This is a genomic window from Amycolatopsis sp. NPDC049868 (assembly GCF_044461365.1).
Taxonomy (GTDB): domain Bacteria; phylum Actinomycetota; class Actinomycetes; order Mycobacteriales; family Pseudonocardiaceae; genus Amycolatopsis.
In genome coordinates this window covers 1,324,873-1,350,271 of sequence record NZ_JBITKV010000001.1, presented here as the reverse complement: position 1 = coordinate 1,350,271, position 25,399 = coordinate 1,324,873, and the positions used below count along the sequence as shown (strand labels likewise).

Here is a 25,399-nt window from a genome sequence, read left to right as displayed (position 1 = left end):
ACGCTGTGCATCCGTTTCGGTTCGTGTCGCCTGCGGGCCACACGAATGCCGGAGTAGGCATCGTGTGTGCCACCCGAGTCAGTGCTTCGCAGCATCGGGGGTGAACCTCATGTCCCACCACGAGAACCACATGGCAGCGCCCCGATCTTGGTTCGATCGCGTTCTCGAACGCTTCCACGAATGGCTTTTCGCGTCCGGCGAGGACGCGCGAGCGGCCGCTCGCGGCTGGCAGGTGGCCCGGGTGCCGAACAGCAGGCGCCGCGTCTACCGCGATCCCCGCTGGGACACCGTGCACGCGTGCGAACCGTGCGGAGGCACGGGGTGGTGGCCCTACGAGGACGCCGTTTGCCCGGACTGCGCCGGTGCCGGTGTCGTCCGCTCCATTCCCGCGGCGGCCGTGGCCGCCGAGCAAACCGCCGGACGGACAGGAGGAAGGTCATGAGCCGTTGGCAGGAACCCCAGGCGATCGCCGAGCTGGCCAGGGAGATCACGGTGGTCAGGAGGCCCAACCCGGTCACCGCCCTCTATCACTGGCGATACGAGATCGGCGCGCTCCTCGTTCTCCCGTACGCGCTGTTCGCGCTTTTCCAGGCGGCCGGCCCGATCTGGGGCGCGGTCGTGCTGTTCGGTATCGCGAATTGGCTGTTCTACTGGAAATCGGCGCGGCGATTCCTCCGTGACCGGCTCCGCTCGATCGTCGTGCAGCACCGGCTGCGGACCGGGTTCGCCCGTGCCAGGGTGTGCACCCTCGACGGCAAATTGCCGGTGATCCTGTGGACCAAGCCGCGCGGCGACGAGGTCGAGGTCACCGTGTTCTGCCCGGCGGGGGTCGGCTACGAGCGCATCGAGCAGCGGCGGGCGCTGCTGGCCGCGGCGTGCTTCGCCACCGACGTCCACGTGTACCGCCACCACAAGCGTGCCAACGTGGTGCACCTTTCGGTGTGCACGGCGCGGTTGCGCAAGGACACCGTCGACACCGCCGAGCTCACGCCCGCGCCACGATATGCCGGGCAGACGGACGGTGCCGCCATTCCCCTTCCGGCGCCCTTCGCCGGAATTCCTCGCGCAGCACGGCGATGAACTCTTCACCGCGCGCGTCCGCCAGCGGCCGCATCGGCCCCGAACGGGTGTGCGCGGTGAAGAACGTGTCCGCGTCGGGGTGGACCATCGGGAACGACAAGGGCTCGTCCCGTTCGAGCGTGGCGCCTTCCAGTGCGGGGACGAGCCGTTCTTCCCAAGAGCGGTCGCCCGCCGGGACACGTTCCCGGAGTACTTCGGACAGCACCGTGAAGGCTCCGCCCGGTTCGGTGCTGTGCGGCCAGTAGACGACCGAAAGCACTCCGCCGGGGCGCAGCGCGCCGGTCCAGGACCGGAGCGCGGTATCGGGTTCGGGTAGTTGCTGGAGGCCGAAGACCGAGACGATCGCGGCGGCCGAGCCCGGGTCGAGTTCCGATGCGTCGCCCTCGACGACGCGGACGAGCGCGTTGCCCGCGGCCCGGTTCCTGGCCCTCGCGGCCATCCCCGCGGACAGATCGATGCCGACGATCTCGCGGCCGGGCAGATGCCCGGCGAGCACGTCGAGTTCCGGGAAGGTCCCGCAGCAGGGGACGAGGACGGGGCCCTCGGGCAGAGCCCGGGGAAGGGCATGCACCGCCGCGGAGACCCAAGGCGCGAACCGGGGGACGTAGTACGCCTCGTAACCGTCGGCGGCTTCGTCCCAGGCTCGGGCGAGGCGCTCGGCGGTCAGGACGCGATCTCCAGTGCTTCGGCCTGCTCCGTCACCGGTGCGGTGACCACACGCGCGGGGATGAGCAGTGACGCCAGCGCGACCAGCCCGGTCAGCGCCATCGCGCGCTCGACCAGTCCGAGCGGGATCGCCCGCCACCACGGCTCACCGCCGTTCATCGAAACCACGATCGCCCCGAGGATCACGCCGAACCAGGCCAGGGCCGCCACCGCGAGCACCCGGGTCACGGCACGTCGCGCGGGGGAGGAAGGGAACACGGCTTTCGCCGCGAACCACACGGCCAGCGGCAGGCAGACGAAGGCGACGACGCTCGCGATCCGGTGCACCGTCCCGCCGGTGCTCGGCCCGATCGCCCAGTTGTTCTTGGGGAACGCCACGATCACCACCAGGCTCACCGTCCAGAGCGCGCAGAAGATCGATGCCGCGGACAGGGCGGGAAGGTGTTTGCGGCGGATCAGCGCGCCGAAGCCGATCGCCGAGCCGAACGCGACCAGCAGGACCGCGACGTCGAAGATCCACTTGTTCTCGCTGAGCGCGTACTCGCTGATGGTGCGGCGGACCGGGCTGATGTCGCTGGTGGCGGGGAGGACCTGCAGCAGCAGGATCAGCAGCGCTCCGCCGGCGACGGAGACCACGGCGGCCAGCAGGGCCAGCGGTGACCTGGCGGTGACCTGGGGCGTCGTCATGGTTGAAAGGTAACCACCCAACCTGAAGGTTTTCTTAGGCCGAGCTGTCGGAATCGACAGGAAAGTCCCATTCCACGGCGCGCGTACCGGTGATCGTTCCGGCACGGACGGTGAGATCGTTGGGCCGAAAGAGGTGTAGCCGACTTGTGGCGGGTCCCTCCGGCGGGGTCGCGGGTCTAGGGTCTCGCTACCGGTGACCTCACCCGGTCACCGGACTGTCCAAGGAGGTCAGTCTGTGGGGTATTCACCAAACCGGCGAAGAGCGGGATGGACCGCGGCGACCCTGGTACTCGCCGGGGCCTTCGTGGCACTTCCGTCGGCCACGACGGCGGGGGCCGCGGACAACGTGGTGCGAGCCGACCAGGCCGTGCCACGTTCCTGTTTCGCCGCGCTGCAGAAGCCGGGTACTTCCGGCACCGATCGGCGCGAGTTCACGTCCACAGTAGACGGTCTGCTGCAGGCGCGCCTGGCGCCGCGCGGCGGCACCGAGGGCGACTGGGACGTCGCGGTCTTCGACAAGGCCACCGGTGCCGTGGTCGCCGCGTCCGCCGCGTTGCGCAGCCACGAGCTCGCCGAAGGCTTCGTGAAGAAGGACCAGAAGCTGGTCGTGCAGACCTGCCGGTACGACGGGCGGACGCGCGACGCGGTACTGGGGATCGACTTCCTCGCGCTCACGCCGCAGGGGACCCCGACCGGTGCCCCGCCCGCGCCGCAGCGCGCCGAACTGGTCCGCGTCGAAACACCCGCCAAGCAGGACAAGGACAAGCTGCTCCGGCTCGGACTGGACGTCACGGAGAAGGCCGACGCCACCGGCGTCGAGGTCGTCCTCGCCAACGACGCCGACCGCAAGACGCTGGCGGACAACGGCTTCAAATCGAAGGTGGTCGACGCCGACCTTTCGGGGCGGTCGATCCAGAACGCCAAGACCGACCGCGAGTACGCCGCGAAGACGCCGGGCTCCACCCTGCCGTCCGGGCGCACGAGCTACCGGCACCTCTACGACTACCAGTTCGAGGTCAAGGAACTGGCCCGCAAGAACCCCCGGCTCGTCACGGCCTTCACACTGCCGCAGCCGACCTGGGAAGGCCGTGACGTCCTCGGCCTCGAGATCGCGACCGACGTCAAGAACATCGCCGACGGCAAACCCGTCAACTTCACCATGGGCGTGCACCACGCCCGTGAGTGGCCGGCGGGAGAGCACGCCATGGAATGGGCCCACGAACTGGTCAAGGGCTACACCGGCAACAACGCCGAAATCCGCGGTCTGGTCGGCCGGACGCGCAACATCATCGTGCCGATCGTCAACCCCGACGGCTTCGAAATCTCCCGTGAGGCCGAGCCCAAGGGCGACTTCTCGCGCTTCGACTACGAGATGAAGCGCAAGAACTGCAACGTCAACGACTCGCCCAAGGAATTCGCGACGGGCGTCTGCAAGGCCAACCCCGGCGGCCGTGAACGCGGCACCGACCCGAACCGCAACTACGCGGGATTCTGGGGCGGCGTCGGCGCGTCGACCCTGTGGCGCAGCGACACGTTCCGCGGCGCCGGCCCGTTCTCCGAGCCCGAGACGCGCAACATTCGCTCGATCGTGTCGAACCGCCAGGTGACCAACCTGATCACGCTGCACACCTTCTCGAACCTGGTGCTGCGTGTCCCGGGTGTCGCCGCCGTCCGCCCGCCGCTCGACGAGCCGGCGTACAAGGCGCTCGGCGACAAGATGGCCTCGCGCAACGGATACACCAGCCAGCCGTCGTGGGCGCTCTACGACACGACCGGCTCGACCGAGGACTGGTCGTACTGGGCCACCGGTGGCTGGGGCTTCACCTTCGAGGTCGGCCCGAACGAGTTCCACCCGCCGTTCGCCGAGGGTGTCGTCGCCGAGTACACCGGTGTCGCCCCCGCCGCGGGCGCGGGCAAGGGCGGCAACCGGCAGGCCTTCGTGGACATGCTGGCCAACGCCGCCGACCCGGCGGCACACTCGACGCTGATCGGCACGGCGCCGAAGGGCTACCAGCTGAAGCTGCACAAGACCTTCCAGACGCCGACCTCCCCGGTGGTGCAGCCGGACGGCTCGACGAAGCCGCCGATCTACGTGACCGACGACCTGAACTCGTCGCTGTCGTCGACCGGTGGCCGGTTCGCGTGGTCGATCAACCCGTCGACCCGCCCCTACGTCGCGGGCCGCTACGGCCGCGAACCGCAGGGACCGGCGCAGTCGCCGATCCAGGCCGTGAACCCGGCCGGGGTCCCGGCGATCAACACGAACTACCCGGCCGACCCGGCCTCGGAGAGCTTCACGTTCCACGTGGACGGGCTCCCCAAGGTCGACAACGGGAAGTTCAGCGTCGACGTCAAGTGGGCCAGCCAGGACACCGACTGGGACCTGTACGTCTTCGACGCCGCGGGCAACATGGTGTCGTCGTCGGCGAACGGTTCGACCACGGAAGAGCACGCGATCCTGTACGACCCGCCCGCCGGGGACTACCGGGCCGTGCTGGTCAACTACTCGCAGGCGAATCCGTCCACTGTGGACGACTGGACCGGCGGTGTGTCGTTCCAGTCGCCGATCCCGCCGACCTACGGTCCCAAGGAGGCGTACCAGCTGACCTGTACGTCGCCGAACGGCAAGCTCGTCGGGCTGGCGGACGTGTACATCGACCGCGGCCAGACGGTCGACGTCGGTGAGGTCTGCACCCGGTCGGCGCGTGCCATGAAGGAGCGCTCGGGCCGATAGTTGCGTGCTAGGAACGGTCCTTTCCTTGCGAATTTTGCAAGGAAAGGACCGTTCATTGCATCTGAGAGAGCTCAGGCGGTGCCGACCACCCGGTTCCGCACCACCCGCATCGTCGCCGCGTCCACAGTGGACGGCTCCGCCGCCAGCCAGCCGCCGATCTCGTGCAGGAACTGCTCCGGCGTCATCGGCGGCGCGGGGGAGGGGTCTTCGAGATCCGTGGTGATCTCACCGGTCCGGCTCGGGTACACGATCATCGCCCCGCGCAGCGCGACCCCCGGCAGGACCCGCCGGAACTCGGCGAGGCTTTCGGTCAGTCTGCTCCCGCCGCCGCGGAAGGCGCGGCCGTTGCGCAGCAGGCGGTCGTCGTCCCCGGTTTCGTAGTGTCCCGGCAGCCACAGCTTCGATTCCACGAGCACGAGCCGCTTCCCGCACAGCACCGCGTGGTCGACGTCGGCGAACACCGAGTCCGGCCACGAGAGGCCGTGGAAGATCCGCGCGCCGGGCAGCCGGGTCAGGTAGCGCTCGAGCATGTCGGCGGTGAGGCGCTCGGCGAGTTCGTCGGTTTCGACGCCGGGGGTGCCGAATACGCGCTTCCCGCCGAATTCGGCGGCGAACCGGTTCTTGGCGCGGGAAGCGGCCAGATAGCCGCGCGCGAGGCGTTGTACCAGCAGGGCGGTGCCGGCGGTCAGGATCAGCCAGACGATCAGCGTGGGGGCCGAGAACCCGACGCCGGTCAGCACCGGCAGCAGGACCAGCACCATCCCGCCGACCGCCGCCACCACGGGGGTGTGCCCGGGGCCGCGACGGCGGCCGTGGCGCACCCGTTCGTCCTGTGCGGCGAATTCCCACCATTCGAGGTCGTCCGGATCGATCACGACCGGCTCGGGCTCGTAGCCCGGTTCTTCGCCGAAGCGACGCCGTGGCCGCGGCCGGATCGGGGCGCGCACCGAGCGCCCGCCCGCGTCGTAGCCCGCGCGCCGCATCGGGTCGCTGAGCGTGTCGTAGGCCTCGCGGACCAGCTGGAACGTGAGGGCGGATCCGCCGGTGTCCGGGTGATGCGACTTCGCCAGCCGCCGGTACGCGGTCTTGATCTCGGTGACCGAGGCGGCCTTGCCCACGCCGAGCACCTCGTAATAGTCGACGTCGGGCACGGGCGGTTCACCTCCAAAGGGCCGGGCCGCAACACTATTCGGCCGCCGCCGCGCGCTCGCAACCACCTCCGCGGCGCGTCGGGGTGACGTCGCGGGCATACTGTTTCGCTTGTGGCGGAACGAGGTCCGCCTCCGCCGCGTCCTGGATATCGTGGAGATCGACAGCACACGAGGAAGGAACGCGGTGGAAGAACCCGTCACGGGCACGGCCGCGGGGGTGCCGTTCACCGTCTTGCCGCCATCCGCCGAGGTCAGCGGACCCGCGCCGGTGGTCGTCGCCTGGCATATGATCGATTCGCCCCGTTCCGACGCCGCGTTCGCGGCCGCGCTGCCGCTGGCGGGGGTGCCCGCGTGGCGGGTGTATCTCGGAATGCCGTTGTGCGGCGCGAGAATGGTCGACGGCGCCATGGACGCCGTGGTCGAACGAGCCCGGCGTGACGCGATGCTCGCCTACGTCGACCCGTTCGTCCGCCAGGCGGCGCTGGAGTTCCCCGCCGCACTGGCCGAACTGCGTGAACGCTTCGGTTTCGACACGTCCCGCACGGCGGTCGTCGGCGGGTCGCTGGGTGGTGCGGTGGCGCTGACGATCCTGGCCACCCGGGAGATCCCGGTCCGTGCGGCGGCCCTGATCAACCCCGCCGTGCGGGCGCGTTCGGTGGTCGGCTTGGTGGAAGGCCTGCTGGAACAGCCGTATCCGTGGAACGCCGAGGCGGAGCAGGCCGCGGATCAGCTCGACTTCGTCGCACGATCGGGTGAAATATCGGCGCGGGAAACGCAAGTTCCGCTGCTGCTCGTCTCCGGCGAGGACGACTATCCGTCGTTGCGCGCCGACGCCGGAGATCTGGTCGCCGCGCTGCGCGAGCGGTACGCCCGTCCGGACGACGTCCGCCTGGCCGGGGTGCCCGGTCTCGCCCATCCGCTGGCCGAAGATCCGGGTATCGAGCCCGCACCGCAGCTGCCGATCGCGAAACTGGTGGACGACACGGTCACCGAGTGGCTGGCGGCCCACCTGGGCTGACGCACGTCAGCAGCCGGGCGGCGGGACGGAGCGGGGCGGGCCGAATTCGAGGCGCAGCTTGTCGGTTTTCGGGATCACGAACGCGACGCCGGTCGAAGCCCGCCAGTTCGCCGGGAGGAAGACGTACTGGCCACTGGACTGGAGCAGCAGCTTCAGTCCGGTGTACCGGTACTTGTAGGCCGATCCGGGGTCGGCGCATTTCACCTGCAGGACACCGCTCGCGGTGAGATTGAGGCTTTCCGCGCTGTACAGGGTCGCGGCCGGTCTGGTCGCGATCACCACGGAGGCCTCGTAGGCACGGCTCATGCCGGCGGCTCCCGAGTAGTCGCCGACCGCCCAGAAGAGGCCGATGCTCACCAGGACGTAGCCGGTCACCAGTTCCGCGACGCTCGACCGGGTGCTCCCCGTTCTCAGCGAGGTCCAGTGACGCCAGGAGAAGAGCACCATCAGGACCCCGATCGCGAAGCCGATCCCCGGCGCGCCGGGGCGTTCGCGGAAGGGCTCCGGGTCGAGGGCGATCGCGGTCGTGACGGCGAGCAGCGCGAGGCCGAGGACACCCGCGACGGGGGAGCAGATCCGCAGCAGCCGGGCCCAGGGACCCTCGCCGAGACGGATCTTCAGGAACCGGGTCAGGACGAGGAAGAGCAGCGCGGCCCCCGCGGCGGCGGTCAGGGGCAGGAGCACCCCGTCGACCCCGCGCCCGAAGATCTCGTCCGGTGTCTGGCCGAGCAGGGTGTAGTGCACGCGGAAGTAGATGAAGTACGTCTGCGTGTAGACGAGCCCGAAGTAGTAGAGCAACGCGGTGAGCAGCGTCGTATTGGCCAGCACGGTGCCGACCAGCCTGAGCGCGTGCGAAGGGCCTGCCGCGGTTTCGGGCTCCGGCGGTGCGGGGGCGCGCAGGCCCCGGCGTAGTGGCCGCCGGGTGCTCATCCGCCCGTGGTTTCGCTCGGCTTCGTGCTTTCCGACTTCGGCGGCGCCGAGCTTTGCTCCGTGGTCTCGGTTTCGCATGTCCTGGCCCGGATCGTGATCGTCTTGCCCGGCCGGACCGGATTCGGGCCGATGCTGCGGATGCAGTTCCCTTCTCCCACGATCGTGACCGAGACCCCGCACCGCCGGGAACTCTTGCAGAGGCGCTCGAGGTTCTGCTCGATCGCGCCTTTGGCGGTGGTGGGGTCGGTGCCGAGAAGGTCGCTGTTGTACTTGATCGGGCTCCCGGGCACGACGCCGGGTGGAGGGGAGTCCTTCGTCGGGCCGCGATCGGTGCCCGGTCCCGTCGGGGTCGCCTCGGAAGACGCCGTCGGGGCCGTCTCCGTGGTGATCCCGCTGTCGGTCGTCAGATCGCCCGGCGCCGTGTCGCGGGGCGTGGACGTCCCGCCGCAGGCCGTCGCGAACCCGAGCGCGGCGATCGCCATCGCCGCGCTGAACAGCCGTTTCATGGACCTCACCGTCCTTGGGGAAGACGTCCTTCTGGGTAAAGACGCGGAATGACGGGGCCCGGATACGTAACGGGTTGCTCCGTTCGGGCGTATTCCTGAGGATTCCGCCCTTTCGGGCAAATCCGGGTGGACCGGTGCACGACAACTTCGTCGCGTGGACTTCCGACACGCCCGAAATTATGTTAAGAAACTTTACTAACTAACAGGGAGGCGCGTTTTGAGTTCATCCCCGCGGCCGGGGCTCGAGCGGAAGATCGGGCCGCTCCAGGCGACCGCCATCAACATGACCCAGATGTGCGGGATCGGCCCGTTCGTCACCATCCCCGCGATGGTGGCGACCCTCGGCGGCCCGCAGGCCATGTTCGGCTGGCTCATCGGCGCGGTCATCGCGCTGGCCGACGGCCTCATCTGGGCGGAACTCGGCGCCGCCCTCCCCGGCGCCGGCGGCACCTACGTCTACCTGCGCGAGGCGTTCGGCGTCCGCACCGGAAGGCTCATGCCGTTCCTCTTCGCCTGGAGCGCGGTGCTGTTCATCCCGCTGATCATGTCCACCGGCATCATCGGGCTCGTCCAGTACCTCGGGTACCTGGTCCCCGGGGTCGCCGACGACGGCGGGACGACGACGCTCGGCAAGGTGATCGGTCTCGGGATCATCGCCCTGATCGTGCTGGCGTTGTTCCGCAAGATCGGCGAGATCGGGAAGCTGACCACCGTCCTGTTCGGGATCATGCTGTTCGCCGCGCTCTCGGTGATCGTCGCGGCCTTCACGCATTTCGACGGCGCGCAAGCGTTCGCCTTCACGCCGGGCGCGTTCTCGTTCGGGGGCGGCGCGTTCTGGGCCGGGCTCGGCGCGGGCCTGGTCATCGCCATCTACGACTACCTCGGCTACAACACCAGCGCCTACCTCGGCGGCGAGGTGCGCGACCCCGGCCGGACACTGCCGCGATCGATCATCCTCTCGATCCTCGGCATCATGAGCCTGTACTTCCTGCTGCAGCTCGGCGTCCTCGGCTCGATCCCGCTGGAAGAGCTGAAGAACGCCACTTCGGTCGCCTCCACGGTGCTCGAACAGGCGTGGGGCACGGGCGCGGCCAAGATCATCACCGTGTTCATCGTGATCGCCGCGATCGGTTCGGTGTTCGCGGGCCTGCTCGGCGGTTCGCGGGTCCCGTTCGAGGCCGCGCGCGACAAGGTGTTCCTGCCGGTGTTCGCCAGACTGCACCCGAAACTGAACCTGCCGACGGCCGGTGTGCTGGCGATGGGCGCCATCGCCGCGATCGGCTCGCTGTTCACCCTGACCGCGGTGATCAACGCGGCGGTGACGGTGCTGGTGATCGTCCAGTCGCTCGCGCAGGTCGCGGCGATCGTGGTGCTGCGGCGGCGACGGCCGGATCTGGACCGGCCGTACCGCCAATGGCTCTACCCGATCCCGACGATCATCGCGCTGCTCGGCTGGGTCTACATCTACTTCTCCGCCACCTGGCTCTCGATCGGGCTTTCGGTGGGATGGATCGTGCTGGGCGTGGCGGCGTTCCTCGCCTACGCGAAGGCGGAGCGCGTGTGGCCGTTCGGGCCGAAGGGGATTCAGGAATCGTTCGCGGGAGCGGCAGAGGGGACCGGGAAGTGACGGGGGAAGAACTGATCCTGGGGATCGACTTCGGTGGGACGAAGGTCGCGATCGGGCTGGCCGACAGAGCCGGGAGCCTGCTGGTCACCCGGCGTCTCGACACCGACGCGCAAGCGGGCGCCGGGCAGGTGGTGAGCCGGGCGCTCGCCGCGGCGCGGAAACTGCTCGCCGACGAAGGCGCCGCGGACAGGCTCGCCGCGATCGGCGTCGTCAGCCCGGGCATCGTGCTGCAGGATCGCATCCTGCTGGCGCCGAACGTGCCGGGCTGGGAGGAACTGCGGCTGCGCGAACTCGTCGCCGCCGAGTTCGAAGGCGTCCCGATCGAAGTGGGCACCGACGCCAAGGCGGCGGCGCTCGCGGAATGGCGATGGGGTGCACTGGCGGATACCGATCCGGCGGTGTTCCTCTCGCTCGGGACCGGGATCGCCGCGGCGGTCCTGGTCGGCGGCCGGCTGCTGGCCGGCGCCAACGGCGCTGCGGGAGAGATCGGGTACAACCTCCTCTCGCCGCAGGACACCGACGGGTTCGCCAGCGGAGCGGCGCCGCTGGAGGAGGCCGTCGGTGGGCGTGGGCTGGGCGGCCGGGCGAGTGTGCTGCTCGGCCGCCCGGTAACCGCGGGCGAACTGTTCGGCCTCGCCAGGGAGAACGCGCAGGCGAAGGAACTGGTCGGCGCGGCGCTCGACGAACTGTCGATGCACGTCGCGAACCTCGCCATCGCGCTCGACCCGCAGCGCATCGCCGTCGGTGGGGGACTGGTGCGCTCGGCCGACATCCTGTTGCCCGCGCTGCGTGAGCGGCTGGCGCGGGCCGTGCCGTTCCCGCCGGAGCTGGTGTCGGCGAAATTCGACCAGGACGCGTCCCTGCTGGGCGCGATCGCGATCGCGCTGGACGCGTAGCGAGATCACCGACCGAAGCCGCCGGACCTCCGCTAGATCCGATCTAGCGAAAGTCCGGCGGCTTTCTCGCGCCCTAGGGGTGAGGCGAGAGGAGGTCGGTCATGGACGCCAGTCCACTGCGGGTCGCGGTGATCGTCGGCAGCACCCGTGAAGGGCGGGTGGGGGACGCCGTGGGCAAATGGTTCACCGGCCGGGCGGAACACCGGGAAGACCTCGTCACCGACGTGCTCGACCTGGTCGACTTCGACCTGCCCGCCGGGCTGCCGGAGCATCCGACGCACGACATGAAGCGGTTCGCTCGGCTGGTCGACGAGGCGGAGGCGTTCGTCGTCGTCACCCCCGAGTACAACCGCAGCTTCCCGGCGTCGCTCAAGCAGGCGATCGACTGCGCCTACGACGAGTGGCGCGCGAAACCGGTCGGCTTCGTCTCATACGGCTACCGCTCACAGGGGCTCTACGCCGTAGAGCAGCTGCGCACGATCTTCACCGAGCTGCACACGGTGACCATGCGCGACACCGTGGCCTTCAACCTCCTCGACGGCACCCTCTTCGACTCCGACGGGCAGGTGCAGGCCGTGACCACCTTGCTCGACGCACTCGCCTGGTGGGGCCTCGCCCTGCGCGATGCGCGCGCCGCCCGCCCCTACGTCTGCTGAAAGCTTCTGAAAGGAAACGGAAAATGAGTGAACTGGCCATCGAAGCCTCGGGGCTGGTCAAGGTGTTCGGCGAGAACCGGGCGGTCGACGGCATCGACCTGAAGGTCCCCGCCGGCACCGTGTACGGCGTCCTCGGGCCGAACGGCGCCGGCAAGACCACCGCGGTGAAGATGCTCGCGACCCTGCTCCGCCCCGACGGCGGTGAAGCGCGCATCTTCGGCAAGGACGTCGTCCGCGAGGCCGACGCCGTCCGGTCCATGGTGAGCTTGACCGGGCAGTACGCCTCGGTCGACGAGGACCTGACCGGCACCGAGAACCTGGTGCTGATCGGCAGGCTGACCGGGCACCGCAAACCGGCCGCCCGCGCACGGGCGGCGGAGCTGCTGGCGGCGTTCGGCCTGACCGAGGCCGCGGGACGGCAGGTGAAGAACTACTCCGGCGGGATGCGGCGGCGGATCGACATCGCCGCGAGCATCCTCAACACCCCGGACGTGCTCTTCCTCGACGAGCCGACGACCGGGCTCGATCCCCGCAGCCGTAACCAGGTCTGGGACATCGTGCGCGCGATCGTGAAGCACGGCACCACTGTCCTGCTGACCACGCAGTACCTCGACGAAGCCGACCAGCTGGCCTCGCGGATCGCGGTCATCGACCACGGCAAGGTGATCGCCGAAGGCACCAAGGGCCAGCTGAAGGCGTCGGTCGGCGCGGGCGCCGTCCACGTCCGGCTGCGCGAGGCCGACCAGCGTCCCGCGGCCGAGGCGCTGCTCGTCCGCAACCTGGAGGCGCAGGTGCTTCTGGAGCCGGACCCGGTCGCGCTGACCGCCCGGCTTTCGGGCGAGAGCACCGAACAGGGTGCCGCCGAGCACGCCGCGCGCGCACTGGCCGAACTCGCCCGCGCCGGCATCGTCGTCGACACCTTCTCCCTCGGCCAGCCGAGCCTCGACGAGGTCTTCCTGGCCCTCACCGACCGCACCACTGTTTCCGAGGAGAGTGCAGCTTGAGCACCACGGCAGTCAAAGACAACGAACCCGTTCTCGCGGCACCGAAAGCGGAGGATCTCGCCGCCGTCCTGATCGCGAAGAACCGCCCGCAGCGGCCCAGCGCGCTGTCGGCTTCGGTCACCTTCGGGTGGCGCGCGATGCTGAAGATCAAGCACGTGCCCGAGCAGCTGTTCGACGTCACGGCGTTCCCGATCATGATGACGCTGATGTTCACCTACCTGTTCGGCGGCGCGCTGTCCGGCTCGCCGACGCAGTACCTGCAGTTCGTGCTGCCGGGCATCATGGCGAGCAGCATCCTGATGATCACCATGTACACCGGGGTCGCGGTCAACACCGACATCGAAAAGGGCGTCTTCGACCGGTTCCGCACGCTGCCGATCTGGCGGCCGTCGGCGATGGTCGGCTACCTGCTCGGCGACATGCTGCGCTACCTCATCGCCTCGCTGGTGATCCTCGGCGTCGGGCTGATCATGGGTTTCCGCCCCGCCGGGGGAATCGGGGGCGTGGCCGCCGCGATCCTCCTGCTGCTGGCGTTCTCGTTCGCGTTCTCGTGGATCTGGACGATGTTCGGTCTGCTGCTGCGCAGCGAGAAGTCGGTGATGGGCGTCAGCATGATGGTGCTGTTCCCGCTGACCTTCCTCAGCAACATCTACGTCAATCCCGAGACGATGCCGGGCTGGCTGCAGGCCTTCGTCGACGTCAACCCGGTGACCCACGTGGTCGCGGCGGTCCGCTCGATGATGGACGGCGCCTGGAACGGCGGCGAGATCACCTGGGTCCTGATCGCCGGCGCGGTCATCCTTGCGATCTTCGGCACCTTGACGATGCGGCTCTACAACCGCAAATGACCTGGGGGTGGCAAGGTCCCTTGGCGGCTCACAGCCGCCAAGGGACCTTGTCCTCCGGCGCGTAACGGCACGAAGATCCGGTGGTGACCGACGCACGCAGATGCGCGGCCAGCGCCGGATGCTGCTCGTCGAGTTTGCGCAAGGTGTCCCGTATCCGGGCGGTGACCGTCTTGCGGGCGCGTTCGGCCTCGTCGCCGAGCCGCCGGGTGCGGCCGCCGAGCCCGGCCGCGGACCGCAGTTCGGCGAGCAGCGCGTCCCGTTCCCGGTCCAGTGCCGCGGCGCGCGCGTCCTGGCCGAGCCCGGCCGCGGTGTCGATCAGTTCGTCGAGTTCGTCCAGCCGCGCGCGGTACCGGGCCTTCGCCTCGTCGTCGAGGACGGCGTCCCCGCCGAGACTCTTCGCGGCGACGACCACCTCGCCTCCTTCGGGATCGAGCAACCGGACGGCCGTCACCTCCGAACCCGGCCTGCCGAGCAGGAAATGCAGATCCCGCAAGCCTTTCGAGTCCGGAAGGTGGGCGGTGACACCGGCGAAGTGCAAGGTCCACACGGCTTCGTCGCGGCGGAACTCGGCCAGCGGCGCCGCCGGGGTGCGTGCGTCCTCCCACGCCCGCGTCACCCTGGCCAGGACCGGTCGCATTCCGAGCGCGGTGGCTTCTTCGGCCACTTCGGACAGCAGGGTCACCGCGGCCGTCGCGTCGCCGTCGAGGTTGCGGCCCAGCAGGGCATTCGCCAGCCAGGACTTGGCTTCGGTCGCCCAGACCGTCGCCCTGAGCCGATCCGCGGAAAGCACGGCACCGCGCAGCCGGTCCACCGCTTCGTTCCACCGTTCCTGCGCGAGATCGAGCCTGCCGAGCCAGAGGTCGACCGGGCCGGAGATCTCGCAGCCGTACAGGGAAACCAGCCATTCCCCGCTGTACGGCACGAGGAGCGCGCGGGCCGCTTCACAGCGTTCGGGATCGCGTGAGACCGCCGCCGTCTGCGCCTGACAGCGCAACCACAACGCTTCCAGATCACGCGGATACGGCTTCACGTCGGCCGCGAGATCGGTGAGCCGAACGGCCTCCCCGACATCTTCGCGCTGGGCCGCGGTGATCGCCTCCAGCATCCGGCTGTAGGCGTACCCGCTGCGGGAGATTTCGCGGTGCAACCCGGCGAGCTCGTCGAACCGTCCCTCCAGGCACCACCGGGCCCACTGCTGCAAATGGTTCAGGTCACCGAAATGGGGATGCTCGTCTCCTTCGTGGCACGGCATCACCTGCTGGATCAACGCCTCGGCTTCGGAGAACCGGCCCTGGAGCGTGGCGATGATGCTCTGGTCGATCCGGGACGCCAGCTGCGAACTCGGCGCCCTGCCGGTCGCCGCCAGGGTGAGGAACTCCTGATATTGCTCGAAATACCGGGGATCGCCCTGTTCGAGCTGCGCCACCCACTTGAACGACGCCGCGTAGTGCTCCAATTCCGGGTTCGAAATGCGGCGGCCGACGAGGACCAGTTCGTCGGTGAGCCGTTCGCGTTCCGCGGCGCTGCCCGGCCCCCAGATCGCGTCGTGCCGGGCCCACAAACCGAACAACAGGGCGGAATCGTCCTGGTCGTCGCGGGCGGTGATCATGATGTGCGCGGTCAGTTCCTGCGTCATCTCCTCGACGGTGACGTCCCGGCCGGGCTCACCGCCGCGCAGCCGTCCGTGCGCTTCGGTGAGCACCTTGGCCGTCTCGTCGGCCCGCAGGCCCTTGTGATCGGCGCGGACCAGGGTCAGCGCCAGCCGGGCGAGGAGATCGTCGTCGTCGAGTTCACGGATGAGCACCGAGACGTCGTCGAGGACTTGCCTGCCCTCCTCCGTTTCCTGGTGGCGGGTCAGATGCGCGCCCAGTTCGAGCGCGATGACCGCTTCTCGCCGCCGGTCTTCGACGATTTCCATCGCCCGCCGGTAGTGCGTGGTCGTCTCCTCGGTCGCCATCCGGCCGGTGGCGTCGATCGCGGCGGCGAGCAGCAGGTCGACGGCCTCGTCCGGATCGAGTTCCCGGCCCGCGAGCAGCGCGTGGCGGGCCATGTCCGCGGGGAAGAGCCGGTCCGCTGAGGACGGCGTCTCGCGGGCCGCCGCGACGACCGCGGCGTGGTGCTTGCGGCGGTCCGGTTCGGACAGGCTCGCGTACAGCGTCTCGCGGACGAGGTCGTGGGCGAAGGCGAACCGGCCCTGTCCGTGCACCACGACCAGACGCGCCGCGACGGCCTGGTCGAGCAGCCGGTCCACCTGGGGCACGGGTGCCGAGGCCACGCCCGCGAGCAGCCGGCGGTGGAATTCCCTGCCGAGTACGGACGCGGTGGTCAGCAGATCGAGGACCGGCTGGGGGAGCAGGGAAAGCCGCCTCTGCAGGGCGTCGGCCACGCCGGGGGCGATGGTCTCGGCGGAACCGCCGCTGTGCCACAGCCGCGCCGTCTGCTCGACGAAGAACGGATTCCCGCCGGTGCGGCGATGGACCTCGGTGACCAGTGCGTCGTCGGGCTCCGCTCCCGCCGTCCTGGCCATGAGCGTGCCGACCTCGTCCGGTTCGAGGCCGGTGAGAGTGACCGAAGTGGCCTTCGCGAGCAACGGCAGCATGAGCGAGCGAAGCGGGTGATCGGTCGCTTCGACCTCGACGTCCCGGTACGTGCCGATCAGCAGCAGCCGTTCGAACCAGGTGTGCTGAGCGGCGAACTCGAGCAGCCGCAGCGACGCGGCGTCGGCCCAGTGCAGATCGTCGAGCACCACGACGACCGGCTGGTCCTGGGAAGCGGCCACCAGCACGCTCGTCACCGCGTCGTACAACCGGAACCCGTCCGCCGCGCCGTCGCCGCGCGCCTCGCCGAGCAGGACGTCCAGCGCGCTGTCGGCCATCTCGGCCCAGCAGCGCTCCCCGACCGCGCGCCGCAGCCCGCGGGCCACCTGTGTCCACGGCCAGTAGCCCGGAGCGCTCGCGGAGTCCCAGCAGGACCCGTTGAGCACGAGGGCGCCGAGACGCTTCGCTTCTTCGGCGGCGCCGGTGACGAGTGTGGTCTTGCCGATTCCGGCCTCACCGGTGACCAGCACCAGCCCGCCGTGGCTTTCGGTGGCACGGGCGATCTCCGCGCGGAGCACCCCCGCGGGATGGTCACGTCCGATGAGCGCGGCTGACATGTCCGAATCCTCCCAGTAGGGTCCGACAATCTCACGACGCGCGCCCGCTGTCAGGCGTTATCTCCGGACCGTGGTGACGGACGTCTCCCGCCCATCGGGAACCCCGCGAGCGGGGAATCCGACTTTCTGGACGTGACTAATCGAGTGGGACGACGGGTGAACAGCCGTCGAAATTCCTGCCCGGCCGGGCGAAGGCGGCCTGTTGTGCCAGGTCAGGTGGTCGGGGCCTGGAGTAGGGTGCGGAGTATGGGGAGCATTCGCTCGCGCGTGCTGGCTTGGATCGGCCGCCGCTATCTCGCGCGTCAGCAGAAGAACGGTTTCGACCTGTCCAAGATGTCGATCATCCCGGACAACGCGCTGCTGCCGCTCAAGCGCGACGGTCTCGACCCGGTGGCCGAGCTGGGCCGGATCCGCGCGACCGAGCCGATCAGCAAACTCGACCTGCCGTTCGGGATGAACGGCTGGCTGGTCACCGGCTACGACGAGGCCAAGGCCGTGCTGGGCAAGGTCGGCGAGTTCAGCAGCGACTTCACGAACCTGGTCGGGAACGCCGGCGTGACCGAGGATCAGAACCCCGGCGGGCTCGGGTTCGCCGATCCGCCGGTGCACACCCGGCTGCGGCGGCTGCTCACGCCGGAGTTCACCATGCGACGGCTCTCGCGCCTGACGCCGCGGATCGACGAGATCGTCGCCGAGCAGCTCGACGCGATGGAGAAGGCGGACGGCCCCGTCGATCTGTGGGAGGCCTTCGCGCTGCCGATCCCGTCGCTGACGATCTGTGAGCTGCTGGGCGTCCCGTACGAAGATCGCGACGACTTCCAGCGGCTGAGCACCGCGCGGTTCGATCTCTTCGGCGGCGCGGGGGCGTCACTCGGTGCGATGACCGAGTCACTGTCCTATCTGGACGAGATCGTCAAGAAGCAGCGCGAGAACCCGGGCGACGGCCTGCTCGGTATGCTCATCAAGGAGCACGGCGACGAGATCGACGACCGCGAACTGGCGGGCCTCGCCGACGGCGTGCTCACCGGCGGGCTGGAGACCACGGCGAGCATGCTCGCGCTCGGCGCGCTCGTGCTGCTCAAGGACCGCGCGCTGTTCGAGACCGTCCGCGGCGACGACGAGGCCGTCCACAAGTTCGTCGAGGAACTCCTGCGGTATCTGACCGTGGTGCAGATGGCCTTCCCGCGGTTCGCCAAGGAGGACATGGAGATCGCCGGCGTCCGGATCGCGAAGGGCGACATCGTGCTGGTGTCGCTCAGCGTCGCGAACCGCGACGGCGTCCTCGGCGAGGACATGGAGAAGTTCGACGCGACCCGCGAGCCGACGTCGCATCTCGCCTTCGGCTGGGGCATCCACCGATGCATCGGTGCCGAACTGGCCAGGATGGAACTGCGCACCGCGTATCCCGCGCTGGTCCGCCGGTTCCCGGAGATGCGGCTGGCGGTCGAACCGGAAGAGGTGGGCTTCCGGAAGGTCTCGATCGTCTACGGCGTCGACGCGCTGCCCGTGCTGCTGGACTGATCCTCAGGCGACTCCTCTCGGGCGGAACTGGATGCTGATCCTCGGCCCGACCGGTTTGGCGGTCTTGGGAATGGCGTGTTCCCAGGTGCGCTGGCAGCTGCCGCCCATGACGATCAGATCGCCGTGGCCGAGGGCGTGCCGGACCGTCTCGCCCCCGCCGCGCGGGCGCAGCGCCAGCTGCCGGGCGGCGCCGACCGAGACGATCGCGACCATGGTGTCCTCGGTGCGGGAGCGGCCGGTGTCGTCGCCGTGCCAGGCGACACTGTCGCGCCCGTCTCGGTAGAAGCACAGGCCGGAGGTCACGAACGGCTCGCCGAGCTCTTCCGCGTAATGCGCCGAAAGCGTCTCCCGCGCCTCGGTGAGAATCGGATGGGGGAGCGGCATGCCCTCGCGGTAGTAGCTCAGCAGCCGGGGAACGGCGACGACGCGGTCGTACATCTGCCGTCGTTCGGCGTGCCACGGCACGTCTTCGGCGAGCCGGGTGAACAGCTCGTCCGCGCCGGAGAGCCAGCCGGGCAGCACGTCGATCCAGGCGCCGCGGGTCAGCTCGGTGCGGCGGAGCCCGTCGAGCGAGCCGAGCCCGAGCGTGGCGCACTCGTCGAACAGCGAGGCTTGAAGGGCGGGGGTCATGGCGACCGAAACTACCCCGATTCCGATCATTTGTCGAACGGGTGTTCGAGTGTGGTAAATGACCTGCTTCCGTCGGTGCGGTCGGGCACGATGGTCCGCATGATCCACACAGCGAGGTCCGCGGACGGAACGCCGATCGTGTTCGAACGACGCGGCACGGGGCAGGCGCTGGTCGTCGTCGCGGGCGCGGGTAACGACCGGCACGGCGACGAACCGCTGGTCGCGGAGCTGACGGCCGAGTTCTCCGTGGTGACCTACGACCGCCGCGGCCGCGGTGACAGCGGGGACACCGCGCCGTACGCGGTCGAGCGTGAGATCGAGGACCTGGCCGCGGTCGTCGCCGCGCTCGCCGAGCCGGTGATCGTGCACGGCATTTCCTCCGGCGGTGCGCTGGCGCTCCTCGCGGCCGCGGCGGGAGTGCCGATGACGCGCCTGTCGGTCTTCGAGCCGCCGTATCGCGGCGAGACGGAAGAGGTCCCCGAGGGGTATGCCGAGGAGATGCGCGAGCTGGTCGCGGCGGACCGGTGGGACGACGCCGTCGCGCTGTTCACGATGTCCGCGGTCGGCACCCCGGCGGAGGCCGTCACCGCGGCCAAGGCGACGCCGATGTGGGCGGAGCTGCGATCGTTCGCGCCCACGCTCGTTTACGACGCCTTCGTGATGAGGGACTCCAAGGTGCCGGGCGAACTGGCGTCGATCGCGACACCCGTGCTCGTGGTGAACAGCGGTGGCAGCACCGACTGGCTGAAGGCCGCCGCTCTCGCCGCGGCGAAGACGGTGCCGGGAGCACGGCAGGTCGAGCTGGACGGGGAGTTCCACAGTGTCCGGCCGGAGTTGCTCGCACCGGAACTCGGCGCGTTCTACCGGGATCCTCGATAAGACGTAGATAAGCCGCGCCGCGCGGGGAGATCCGGTAGCCGACTTCGAGGCTGAGTGTCAGGCCCAGGTTCTTCAGCTTGCGGATGTCGACCTTCGGCGGTTCGGCGTGCGTCCATCTTGGACGATCGCTTGCCGATGGCCGAGGTGGCGCAGGTGGATCCGGTACACCGGGGCGTCGGCCTCGGTGATGACGGCGGGGTCGACGATCTCGACCGAGACGACCTCGATCACCCCGGCCTCCAGTCCTTCGAGGACCGTCAAGGAGAGGATCACCGTCGTTACCCAATCAGCGGGACACCGGAGCGTCAACGTCTTGTCCGATGACGGTTCGTGCTCGTACAGTCGCACCCTGGTCCTGGTCTGGACCACCGCCGCCCTGAATGCGCAGGAGGCAGGATGCGGAGACGACTTCGGACCGCCGGGGTGGTCGCGACGGCCGTCCTCGGCCTGATCGCGTCGGCGATGCCGGCGAACGCCCAGGTCGGAACCGGGCCGTGGACGGCGGAGAACCCGTCGTTCAACGTGCAGGAACGCGGATGCGGCAACGTCGACGGGCTGAACTTCGAACTGACCTGCTCCACCGGAAGCGGGGACCAACGGGCGGAACGACGCTACGTGACCTACACCGGCGGGACCCGGCAGTTCGAGGGATCGTTCCGGATCACCAGCATGGCGGGCACCCGGATCAGCCTGAAGCAGACCTTCCGCGACGCGCCGACCGCCGGGCCGTACTTCATGCTCGCGGTCGAACGCGGCGGACGGCTCTACGCCGTGCACGGCGGGGACACCCTGGGGAGCGGCGCGACCGTCGGGACGTCGGTGCGGGTCAACACCGTGCACCAGGTCGGGAGCACGCACAAGGTGTACATCAACGGTTCGCTGAAGCAGACCGTGAGCAGCAGCGGCGGGAGCTATTACGACAAGTTCGGCGCCTACCGGACGGCCAGTGGCGCCGGACCGGTCAAGGTGACTTGGAGCGGGATCAAGTTCTGGCGGAAGTGAGCCGCCGCCTCGTGAGTGGCTAGGACGGTTCTAAGCGTCCTAGCCACTCACGAGGCTCGGGCCACGGCGCCACGCGTCGAGGTCCGTCCATGCCTGGAGAGTCCGCCGGCTTTCGAACCGACGGCGTTCCCCGGTGACCGGATCGGTGAATTCGAGGACCTTCGCCAGCAGCTGCAACGGTTCGGTGAAGTCGTCGAGCGGGGTTTCGGTCAGGTCCGGGTAGAAGTCGTCACCGAGGATCGGCAACCCGAGGCCGCTCATGTGCAGCCTGAGCTGGTGGGTGCGGCCGGTCGCGGGGATCAGGCGGTAGCGGCCGAGGCCGTCGCGCTGTTCGATCAGCTCGACGCGGGTCTCGGCGTTGGGCGGCCCGTCGATCTCCTGCGCGGCGATGACCCCGCGTTCCTTGACGATGCGGCTGCTGATCTCGCGCGGCATCGCGACGGCCGGATCGTATCGCGCGACCGCCTCGTATTCCTTGTGTACCAAGCGGTCTCGGAACATCGTCTGGTATTTGCCGCGAACTTCGGGGGGGATCACGAACAGGATGAGCCCCGCGGTGACCCGGTCGAGCCGGTGCGCGGGGGTGAGTCGCGGCAGGTCGAGCTCGCGGCGCAGCCGGACCAGCGCGGTCTGCAGGATATGCCGTCCGCGCGGGATCGTCGCGAGGAAATGCGGTTTGTCGGCGATGAGGAAATGCTCGTCGCGGTGCAGGACGGAAACCTCGAACGGCACCTCGACCTCGTCGGGCAGATCGCGATGGAACCAGATGAACGAGTCCGGCACGAACGGCGAATCGACGCCCAGCGGCCCGTCCGGTCCGACGATGCGCTCCTCGCGAAGCATCTCCTCGATCCGTTCGGGCGCGACGCGGGGAAGCCGCTCGACGAGGTGCTCCCGCAACGTCGTCCACGGCCCCTCGGCCGGCATCTTGAGCCTCGCGGGATCGAGCCCGTGGCGGGGCGGGAGCGGCGGGCGGAGCTTGCGTCTCATCACCGCGCACTCTAGCCGCGGTCCTGGTCGCGGGCCGCCGCCGTGCTGTCCCAGGGATGTCGCCGGTGTCGCGGGCACCCCGGTCAGGAGTTCGGCTGGTTCCGGTACCGCGCCAGATACCGCTCGGTCGCCTCGGCTTCCGCGACCGCGGCGGCCTCCGCGCGGGTGCGGCGCCCGATGCCCGGCGGGAAGCCGTTCTTGGCGAGCCGGTGTTCGATGCTCTCCTCCATGTAGGCCGTCGAATAGAAGTACGCCACGAGCGCGGCCATCAGCACGATCGCCAGCCGCAGGGGGAGCGGGCCGGGCAGGAGCAGCCACACCGCGCAGAGCGGCGCGATCATCACCGTGCTGCGGGCCACGTGCCGCCAGCGCCAGCTGCCGGTGGTCGCGTCGTGGAGGATCCAGTCGTGGTAGCGCTCGGGCAGCCTGCCGCCGAGTGAGTACCACAGCCAGCGGAACACGTCCGGGCGCTTGCGGGGCATCGGGCGACTCCTTCCTTCGATGCGTCACAGTACACTAATCATTAGTACGCTAAATATTAGCGTCACGGCTAGGATCGGCGGCATGAACTCGGAGGGGCCGGAGATGAAGTCGATCGATCTGGGCGCGGATCCGCTCGCGCTGGAGCGTCAGGTGTGTTTCGCGCTGTCGGTCGCGTCGCGCAGCGTCATCGCCATCTACCGTCCGCTGCTGGAACCCCACGGGCTCACCCATCCGCAGTACCTGGTCATGCTGGCGCTGTGGGAGCGGGGCCCGCAGTCGGTCAAGGACCTGAGCGTCGCCCTGCGCGCGGAACCCGCGACGCTGTCACCGCTGCTCAAACGGCTGGAGACGATCGGTTACGTCACTCGCCGGCGCAGCTCCGAGGACGAGCGGCTGCTCACGGTCGAGCTGACGGAATCCGGTCGCGCGTTGCGCGCGGAGGCGGAGAAGATCCCGTATCGCGTCGTGGAGAAGCTCGGTATGGAGGTCTCCGAGCTGGAAGCGCTGCACAAGGCCCTCACCCGGGTCATCGAAGCCACGGCTTGAGCGAACCGAAACCGGGGTGTGACGAAATGGGGGTGTGAAGCCGCTCCGGGGTGGGTAATTCCCGTCACGCCAACTCAAAGTGACAGGAAGATGAGGGACCGTGACCACCTCGACCCCCGCGCCCACGGAAGCAGGTCTGGAGCTCATGACCAGGCTGAACGCCTACCTGGAGGACGTGGCCGCGGCACTGGGGATACGGATGGACGCGTGCGCGGTCGACCTCGCCGGTCCGGTCACCGCCCGGATGAGGCTGAACTGGCGCCTCCCCGGCTTCCCCGAGCGCGACGTCGACCTCATGTGGCACGAAGAGCACGGCTGGTCGGCCGCGGTCGCGACGCACGCGGACGACGACCACCACGTCGTCGTCGCCTACCTCGGTGGCCGCACGGTGGCGTCGCATCCGCGCCTGGTCGCGAGGTTCGCCGAGACCCTCCGGACCGGTGATCACCAGGACTGCTGGCCCGGTCCGCCGGCGTTGCGCACCGCCGCCGGACCTTCCTCGCTCGCCAAGGAGCTCGCCGCCTGGGCCTGATCACCCTGGCGAAACCGGGACCGAGGGCGAGCAGGGAAGGCCTCAGGGACTGACGGTCAGCTTGCCGAGGATGCGCGCGGCGACGGCGTCCAGGTTGTCGTCGAGGAAGAAGTGACCGCCTTCGAACACTTCCAGCTCGAAGGAGCCGCTGGTGTGTTCGCGCCAGTTTTCGGTGTCCGCCACCTCCAGGACCGGGTCCGCGTCGCCCGCGAGCGCCACGATCGGGCAGCTCACGTCGGGGCCGGGCCGGTACCGATAGGTCTCGACGGCCTTGTAGTCGCCACGCAGCGCGGGCAACGCGAGCGCGCGGATGTCCGGGTCGTCGAAGATCGTGGGGTCCGTGCCACCGAGACGGCTGACCTGCTTGAGGAAGGTGTCGTCGTCGGCGAGGTGGTGCGAGTTCTCCTTCTGCACGTCCGGACCGCGGCGTGCCGAGACGAATATCGCCGTCGGCACGATGCCACGCGCTTCGAGGCGTCGTGCGACCTCGAACGCGATGATGGCGCCCATGCTGTGGCCGAAGAGGGCGAAGGGTTTCGGGAACGCGGCGGCGACGTCCACCAGTTGCTCGGCGAGGACGTGCAGGTCGTCGATGACCGGCTCGCCCATCCGGTCCTGCCGCCCCGGGTACTGCGCGGTGTGCACCTCGACGGTGGGTGAGAGAGCGGCCGAAAACGAGCGGTACGCGCTCGCGGACCCACCGGCGTGCGGGAAGGCGAGGAGCCGCATCCCGGCCGACGGCGCAGGATGAAAGCAGCGCGTCCAACTGCTCAAAGCCTGTCCTGCCATCGAAATCCCCCAATCCGTGCGGGAACGACCCGCACGACACTGGAATGTACGGGGGATTCGCGGAATGAGTCCATGCTTGTGCGGGGTTGTTCACGCTGGGAACACTGGACACCGGGCCGCGGCCGGGGCCCGGCGGAAGGGAGCGGATGTGGCGGAGGACCTGAAGATCAGGATCGGTGCGGGTCTGGGGACCGGGACGGCGCCCGAGGAGTTCGGCGCCGCGGTCGACCTGCTGGAGCGGTCGGGCGTCGACTCGCTCTGGCTGCCCGAGGCGGTGTACTCGCCAAGGATCGATCCGGTCGTCGGCCTGACGCACGCGCTCGCCCGCACCACGAAACTGAAGGTCGGCACCGGGGTGATGGTGCTCCCCGGTCGTGATCCGGTGCTGGTCGCCAAACAGTTCGCCTCCCTCGCCGCGCTCGCGCCGAAAAGGGTGCTTCCGGTCTTCGGACTGAAGCCCGCGCGCGACGCGGAACTGCCTTTGTTCCCGGTGCCGCAAGGCCGCCGCGCCGCGGTGTTCGACGAGTCGCTGCGGTTGATCAGGGCCTTGCTGGAACAGGAGGAAGTGACCTTCGACGGCGAGTTCTTCCGCGTCGAAGGCGCGGGTCTCGGGCTGACCCCGCTCAACCGGCTCGACCTCTGGCTGGGCGGGAAGGCACCCGGCGCACTGCGGCGGGTCGGCAGGCTCGCGGACGGCTGGCTGGCCAGTTTCCTCACGCCGGAGGAGGCGAGGGCCGGGCGCGAGGCGATCCAGGAGGCCGCCGCCGAGGCGGACCGGGAGGTCGAGGCCGACCACTTCGGGATCAGTCTCCTCGTCGCGGAGGACGGGATCCCGGACGCGCTCGCGGCTTCGGTCGCGGCACGGTCCGGCGCGGACCCGTCCCGGCTGATCGCGGGCGGCTGGGGCGCCGCCCGCGACCTGATCGCCGAGTACATCGACGCCGGGCTGAGCAAGTTCGTGCTGTACCCGGCCGGTCCGGAGCCGATCGAGCGGTTCGTGGAGAACTTCGTCGAACACGCCGTCCCGCTGCAGAACTGAGTGGATCACCTGGGCTGGCCTGAGGTACATG

General features: G+C 69.4%; 26 protein-coding genes. 15 read left to right on the top strand and 11 right to left on the bottom strand.

What is annotated here, in order from left to right:
• Positions 1–130: 130 nt before the first annotated feature.
• Together ACIBTM_RS06465 and ACIBTM_RS06460 are read left to right on the top strand one after the other, a co-directional pair.
• The gene (locus ACIBTM_RS06465) at positions 131–442 is read left to right on the top strand and encodes a hypothetical protein (RefSeq protein ID WP_395875513.1); all 312 of its coding nucleotides are present in this window, start codon (positions 131–133) and stop codon (positions 440–442) included.
• On the top strand, positions 439–1,080 hold the full coding sequence (locus tag ACIBTM_RS06460) for a hypothetical protein (protein WP_395875512.1): 642 nt from the start codon (positions 439–441) through the stop codon (positions 1,078–1,080). Before ACIBTM_RS06465 ends, ACIBTM_RS06460 begins: the two co-directional genes overlap by 4 nt.
• On the opposite strand, the gene ACIBTM_RS06455 is transcribed toward ACIBTM_RS06460, so the two are convergent.
• On the bottom strand, positions 986–1,651 hold the full coding sequence (locus ACIBTM_RS06455) for a class I SAM-dependent methyltransferase (RefSeq protein WP_395875511.1): 666 nt from the start codon (positions 1,649–1,651) through the stop codon (positions 986–988). The genes ACIBTM_RS06460 and ACIBTM_RS06455 overlap by 95 nt on opposite strands.
• Before the next feature lie 92 nt (positions 1,652–1,743).
• Complete coding sequence (locus tag ACIBTM_RS06450) at positions 1,744–2,433, bottom strand: DUF998 domain-containing protein (RefSeq protein ID WP_395875510.1); 690 nt, start codon at positions 2,431–2,433, stop codon at positions 1,744–1,746.
• A 235-nt stretch (positions 2,434–2,668) separates the two neighbouring features.
• Between ACIBTM_RS06450 and ACIBTM_RS06445 the strand changes: the two genes are divergently transcribed.
• Complete coding sequence (locus tag ACIBTM_RS06445; RefSeq protein ID WP_395875509.1) at positions 2,669–5,167, top strand: M14 family zinc carboxypeptidase; 2,499 nt, start codon at positions 2,669–2,671, stop codon at positions 5,165–5,167.
• Between the two features lie 71 nt (positions 5,168–5,238).
• Here the strand turns inward: ACIBTM_RS06445 and ACIBTM_RS06440 are convergent, their stop codons facing one another.
• Positions 5,239–6,318, bottom strand: a complete 1,080-nt coding sequence (locus ACIBTM_RS06440) for a DnaJ domain-containing protein (RefSeq protein ID WP_395875508.1) — start codon at positions 6,316–6,318, stop codon at positions 5,239–5,241.
• A gap of 151 nt (positions 6,319–6,469) precedes the next feature.
• On the opposite strand from ACIBTM_RS06440, the gene ACIBTM_RS06435 reads away from it, so the two are divergent.
• Positions 6,470–7,336: an alpha/beta hydrolase family protein gene (locus tag ACIBTM_RS06435; protein ID WP_395875806.1), complete on the top strand. Its 867-nt coding sequence runs from the start codon at positions 6,470–6,472 to the stop codon at positions 7,334–7,336.
• A gap of 6 nt (positions 7,337–7,342) precedes the next feature.
• Here the strand turns inward: ACIBTM_RS06435 and ACIBTM_RS06430 are convergent, their stop codons facing one another.
• Positions 7,343–8,266 carry a hypothetical protein gene (locus ACIBTM_RS06430; RefSeq protein WP_395875507.1) on the bottom strand — a complete coding sequence of 308 codons (924 nt, stop codon included), beginning with the start codon at positions 8,264–8,266 and terminating at the stop codon, positions 7,343–7,345.
• A complete protein-coding gene (locus tag ACIBTM_RS06425) occupies positions 8,263–8,772 on the bottom strand; it encodes a hypothetical protein (RefSeq protein ID WP_395875506.1) in 510 nt (169 codons plus the stop codon). The genes ACIBTM_RS06430 and ACIBTM_RS06425 overlap by 4 nt, the downstream gene beginning before the upstream one ends.
• A gap of 217 nt (positions 8,773–8,989) precedes the next feature.
• Between ACIBTM_RS06425 and ACIBTM_RS06420 the strand changes: the two genes are divergently transcribed.
• From ACIBTM_RS06420 to ACIBTM_RS06400, 5 genes are all read left to right on the top strand, one after another.
• Positions 8,990–10,399: an APC family permease gene (locus ACIBTM_RS06420; protein ID WP_395875505.1), complete on the top strand. Its 1,410-nt coding sequence runs from the start codon at positions 8,990–8,992 to the stop codon at positions 10,397–10,399.
• On the top strand, positions 10,396–11,295 hold the full coding sequence (locus ACIBTM_RS06415; RefSeq protein WP_395875504.1) for an ROK family protein: 900 nt from the start codon (positions 10,396–10,398) through the stop codon (positions 11,293–11,295). The genes ACIBTM_RS06420 and ACIBTM_RS06415 overlap by 4 nt, the downstream gene beginning before the upstream one ends.
• 101 nt (positions 11,296–11,396) lie before the next feature.
• The gene (locus ACIBTM_RS06410) at positions 11,397–11,951 is read left to right on the top strand and encodes an NADPH-dependent FMN reductase (RefSeq protein WP_395875503.1); all 555 of its coding nucleotides are present in this window, start codon (positions 11,397–11,399) and stop codon (positions 11,949–11,951) included.
• A 23-nt stretch (positions 11,952–11,974) separates the two neighbouring features.
• The gene (locus ACIBTM_RS06405; RefSeq protein WP_395875502.1) at positions 11,975–12,955 is read left to right on the top strand and encodes an ATP-binding cassette domain-containing protein; all 981 of its coding nucleotides are present in this window, start codon (positions 11,975–11,977) and stop codon (positions 12,953–12,955) included.
• A complete protein-coding gene (locus ACIBTM_RS06400; protein ID WP_395875501.1) occupies positions 12,952–13,803 on the top strand; it encodes an ABC transporter permease in 852 nt (283 codons plus the stop codon). The genes ACIBTM_RS06405 and ACIBTM_RS06400 overlap by 4 nt, the downstream gene beginning before the upstream one ends.
• Before the next feature lie 28 nt (positions 13,804–13,831).
• On the opposite strand, the gene ACIBTM_RS06395 is transcribed toward ACIBTM_RS06400, so the two are convergent.
• A complete protein-coding gene (locus tag ACIBTM_RS06395; protein ID WP_395875500.1) occupies positions 13,832–16,957 on the bottom strand; it encodes an ATP-binding protein in 3,126 nt (1,041 codons plus the stop codon).
• Between the two features lie 246 nt (positions 16,958–17,203).
• Here ACIBTM_RS06395 and ACIBTM_RS06390 point away from each other — a divergent pair, with 246 nt between their 5' ends.
• A complete protein-coding gene (locus ACIBTM_RS06390; protein WP_395875499.1) occupies positions 17,204–18,478 on the top strand; it encodes a cytochrome P450 in 1,275 nt (424 codons plus the stop codon).
• Positions 18,479–18,481: 3 nt separating this feature from the next.
• Here ACIBTM_RS06390 and ACIBTM_RS06385 read toward each other — a convergent pair whose 3' ends face one another.
• A complete protein-coding gene (locus ACIBTM_RS06385) occupies positions 18,482–19,108 on the bottom strand; it encodes an alpha-ketoglutarate-dependent dioxygenase AlkB (protein WP_395875498.1) in 627 nt (208 codons plus the stop codon).
• A 99-nt stretch (positions 19,109–19,207) separates the two neighbouring features.
• Here ACIBTM_RS06385 and ACIBTM_RS06380 point away from each other — a divergent pair, with 99 nt between their 5' ends.
• Positions 19,208–19,987 carry an alpha/beta fold hydrolase gene (locus ACIBTM_RS06380; protein ID WP_395875496.1) on the top strand — a complete coding sequence of 260 codons (780 nt, stop codon included), beginning with the start codon at positions 19,208–19,210 and terminating at the stop codon, positions 19,985–19,987.
• Between the two features lie 72 nt (positions 19,988–20,059).
• On the opposite strand, the gene ACIBTM_RS06375 is transcribed toward ACIBTM_RS06380, so the two are convergent.
• The gene (locus ACIBTM_RS06375; RefSeq protein WP_395875495.1) at positions 20,060–20,260 is read right to left on the bottom strand and encodes a hypothetical protein; all 201 of its coding nucleotides are present in this window, start codon (positions 20,258–20,260) and stop codon (positions 20,060–20,062) included.
• A 123-nt stretch (positions 20,261–20,383) separates the two neighbouring features.
• Between ACIBTM_RS06375 and ACIBTM_RS06370 the strand changes: the two genes are divergently transcribed.
• Positions 20,384–20,989, top strand: coding sequence for a hypothetical protein (locus tag ACIBTM_RS06370; protein WP_395875494.1), 606 nt, complete (start codon positions 20,384–20,386; stop codon positions 20,987–20,989).
• 39 nt (positions 20,990–21,028) lie between these two features.
• Here ACIBTM_RS06370 and ACIBTM_RS06365 read toward each other — a convergent pair whose 3' ends face one another.
• Together ACIBTM_RS06365 and ACIBTM_RS06360 are read right to left on the bottom strand one after the other, a co-directional pair.
• The gene (locus ACIBTM_RS06365; protein ID WP_395875493.1) at positions 21,029–21,979 is read right to left on the bottom strand and encodes a pseudouridine synthase; all 951 of its coding nucleotides are present in this window, start codon (positions 21,977–21,979) and stop codon (positions 21,029–21,031) included.
• An 83-nt stretch (positions 21,980–22,062) separates the two neighbouring features.
• Complete coding sequence (locus ACIBTM_RS06360; RefSeq protein ID WP_395875492.1) at positions 22,063–22,461, bottom strand: DUF5313 family protein; 399 nt, start codon at positions 22,459–22,461, stop codon at positions 22,063–22,065.
• Positions 22,462–22,564: 103 nt separating this feature from the next.
• Between ACIBTM_RS06360 and ACIBTM_RS06355 the strand changes: the two genes are divergently transcribed.
• Together ACIBTM_RS06355 and ACIBTM_RS06350 are read left to right on the top strand one after the other, a co-directional pair.
• On the top strand, positions 22,565–23,008 hold the full coding sequence (locus ACIBTM_RS06355) for a MarR family winged helix-turn-helix transcriptional regulator (protein ID WP_395875805.1): 444 nt from the start codon (positions 22,565–22,567) through the stop codon (positions 23,006–23,008).
• Between the two features lie 100 nt (positions 23,009–23,108).
• On the top strand, positions 23,109–23,540 hold the full coding sequence (locus tag ACIBTM_RS06350) for a DUF6292 family protein (RefSeq protein ID WP_395875491.1): 432 nt from the start codon (positions 23,109–23,111) through the stop codon (positions 23,538–23,540).
• Positions 23,541–23,582: 42 nt separating this feature from the next.
• On the opposite strand, the gene ACIBTM_RS06345 is transcribed toward ACIBTM_RS06350, so the two are convergent.
• Positions 23,583–24,314, bottom strand: a complete 732-nt coding sequence (locus ACIBTM_RS06345; protein ID WP_395875490.1) for a thioesterase II family protein — start codon at positions 24,312–24,314, stop codon at positions 23,583–23,585.
• A gap of 163 nt (positions 24,315–24,477) precedes the next feature.
• Between ACIBTM_RS06345 and ACIBTM_RS06340 the strand changes: the two genes are divergently transcribed.
• A complete protein-coding gene (locus ACIBTM_RS06340) occupies positions 24,478–25,368 on the top strand; it encodes a TIGR03854 family LLM class F420-dependent oxidoreductase (RefSeq protein ID WP_395875489.1) in 891 nt (296 codons plus the stop codon).
• The last annotated feature ends 31 nt before the right edge of the window (positions 25,369–25,399 follow it).

Coding starts and splice junctions, on each gene's coding strand:
- ACIBTM_RS06425 (WP_395875506.1), bottom strand. CDS start 8,772: ATGAAACGGCTGTTCAGCGCGGCGATGGCGATCGCCGCGCTCGGGTTC.
- ACIBTM_RS06365 (WP_395875493.1), bottom strand. CDS start 21,979: ATGAGACGCAAGCTCCGCCCGCCGCTCCCGCCCCGCCACGGGCTCGAT.
- ACIBTM_RS06355 (WP_395875805.1), top strand. CDS start 22,565: ATGAAGTCGATCGATCTGGGCGCGGATCCGCTCGCGCTGGAGCGTCAG.
- ACIBTM_RS06370 (WP_395875494.1), top strand. CDS start 20,384: ATGCGGAGACGACTTCGGACCGCCGGGGTGGTCGCGACGGCCGTCCTC.
- ACIBTM_RS06465 (WP_395875513.1), top strand. CDS start 131: ATGGCAGCGCCCCGATCTTGGTTCGATCGCGTTCTCGAACGCTTCCAC.
- ACIBTM_RS06385 (WP_395875498.1), bottom strand. CDS start 19,108: ATGACCCCCGCCCTTCAAGCCTCGCTGTTCGACGAGTGCGCCACGCTC.
- ACIBTM_RS06450 (WP_395875510.1), bottom strand. CDS start 2,433: ATGACGACGCCCCAGGTCACCGCCAGGTCACCGCTGGCCCTGCTGGCC.
- ACIBTM_RS06460 (WP_395875512.1), top strand. CDS start 439: ATGAGCCGTTGGCAGGAACCCCAGGCGATCGCCGAGCTGGCCAGGGAG.
- ACIBTM_RS06410 (WP_395875503.1), top strand. CDS start 11,397: ATGGACGCCAGTCCACTGCGGGTCGCGGTGATCGTCGGCAGCACCCGT.
- ACIBTM_RS06405 (WP_395875502.1), top strand. CDS start 11,975: ATGAGTGAACTGGCCATCGAAGCCTCGGGGCTGGTCAAGGTGTTCGGC.
- ACIBTM_RS06430 (WP_395875507.1), bottom strand. CDS start 8,266: ATGAGCACCCGGCGGCCACTACGCCGGGGCCTGCGCGCCCCCGCACCG.
- ACIBTM_RS06360 (WP_395875492.1), bottom strand. CDS start 22,461: ATGCCCCGCAAGCGCCCGGACGTGTTCCGCTGGCTGTGGTACTCACTC.
- ACIBTM_RS06395 (WP_395875500.1), bottom strand. CDS start 16,957: ATGTCAGCCGCGCTCATCGGACGTGACCATCCCGCGGGGGTGCTCCGC.
- ACIBTM_RS06390 (WP_395875499.1), top strand. CDS start 17,204: ATGGGGAGCATTCGCTCGCGCGTGCTGGCTTGGATCGGCCGCCGCTAT.
- ACIBTM_RS06380 (WP_395875496.1), top strand. CDS start 19,208: ATGATCCACACAGCGAGGTCCGCGGACGGAACGCCGATCGTGTTCGAA.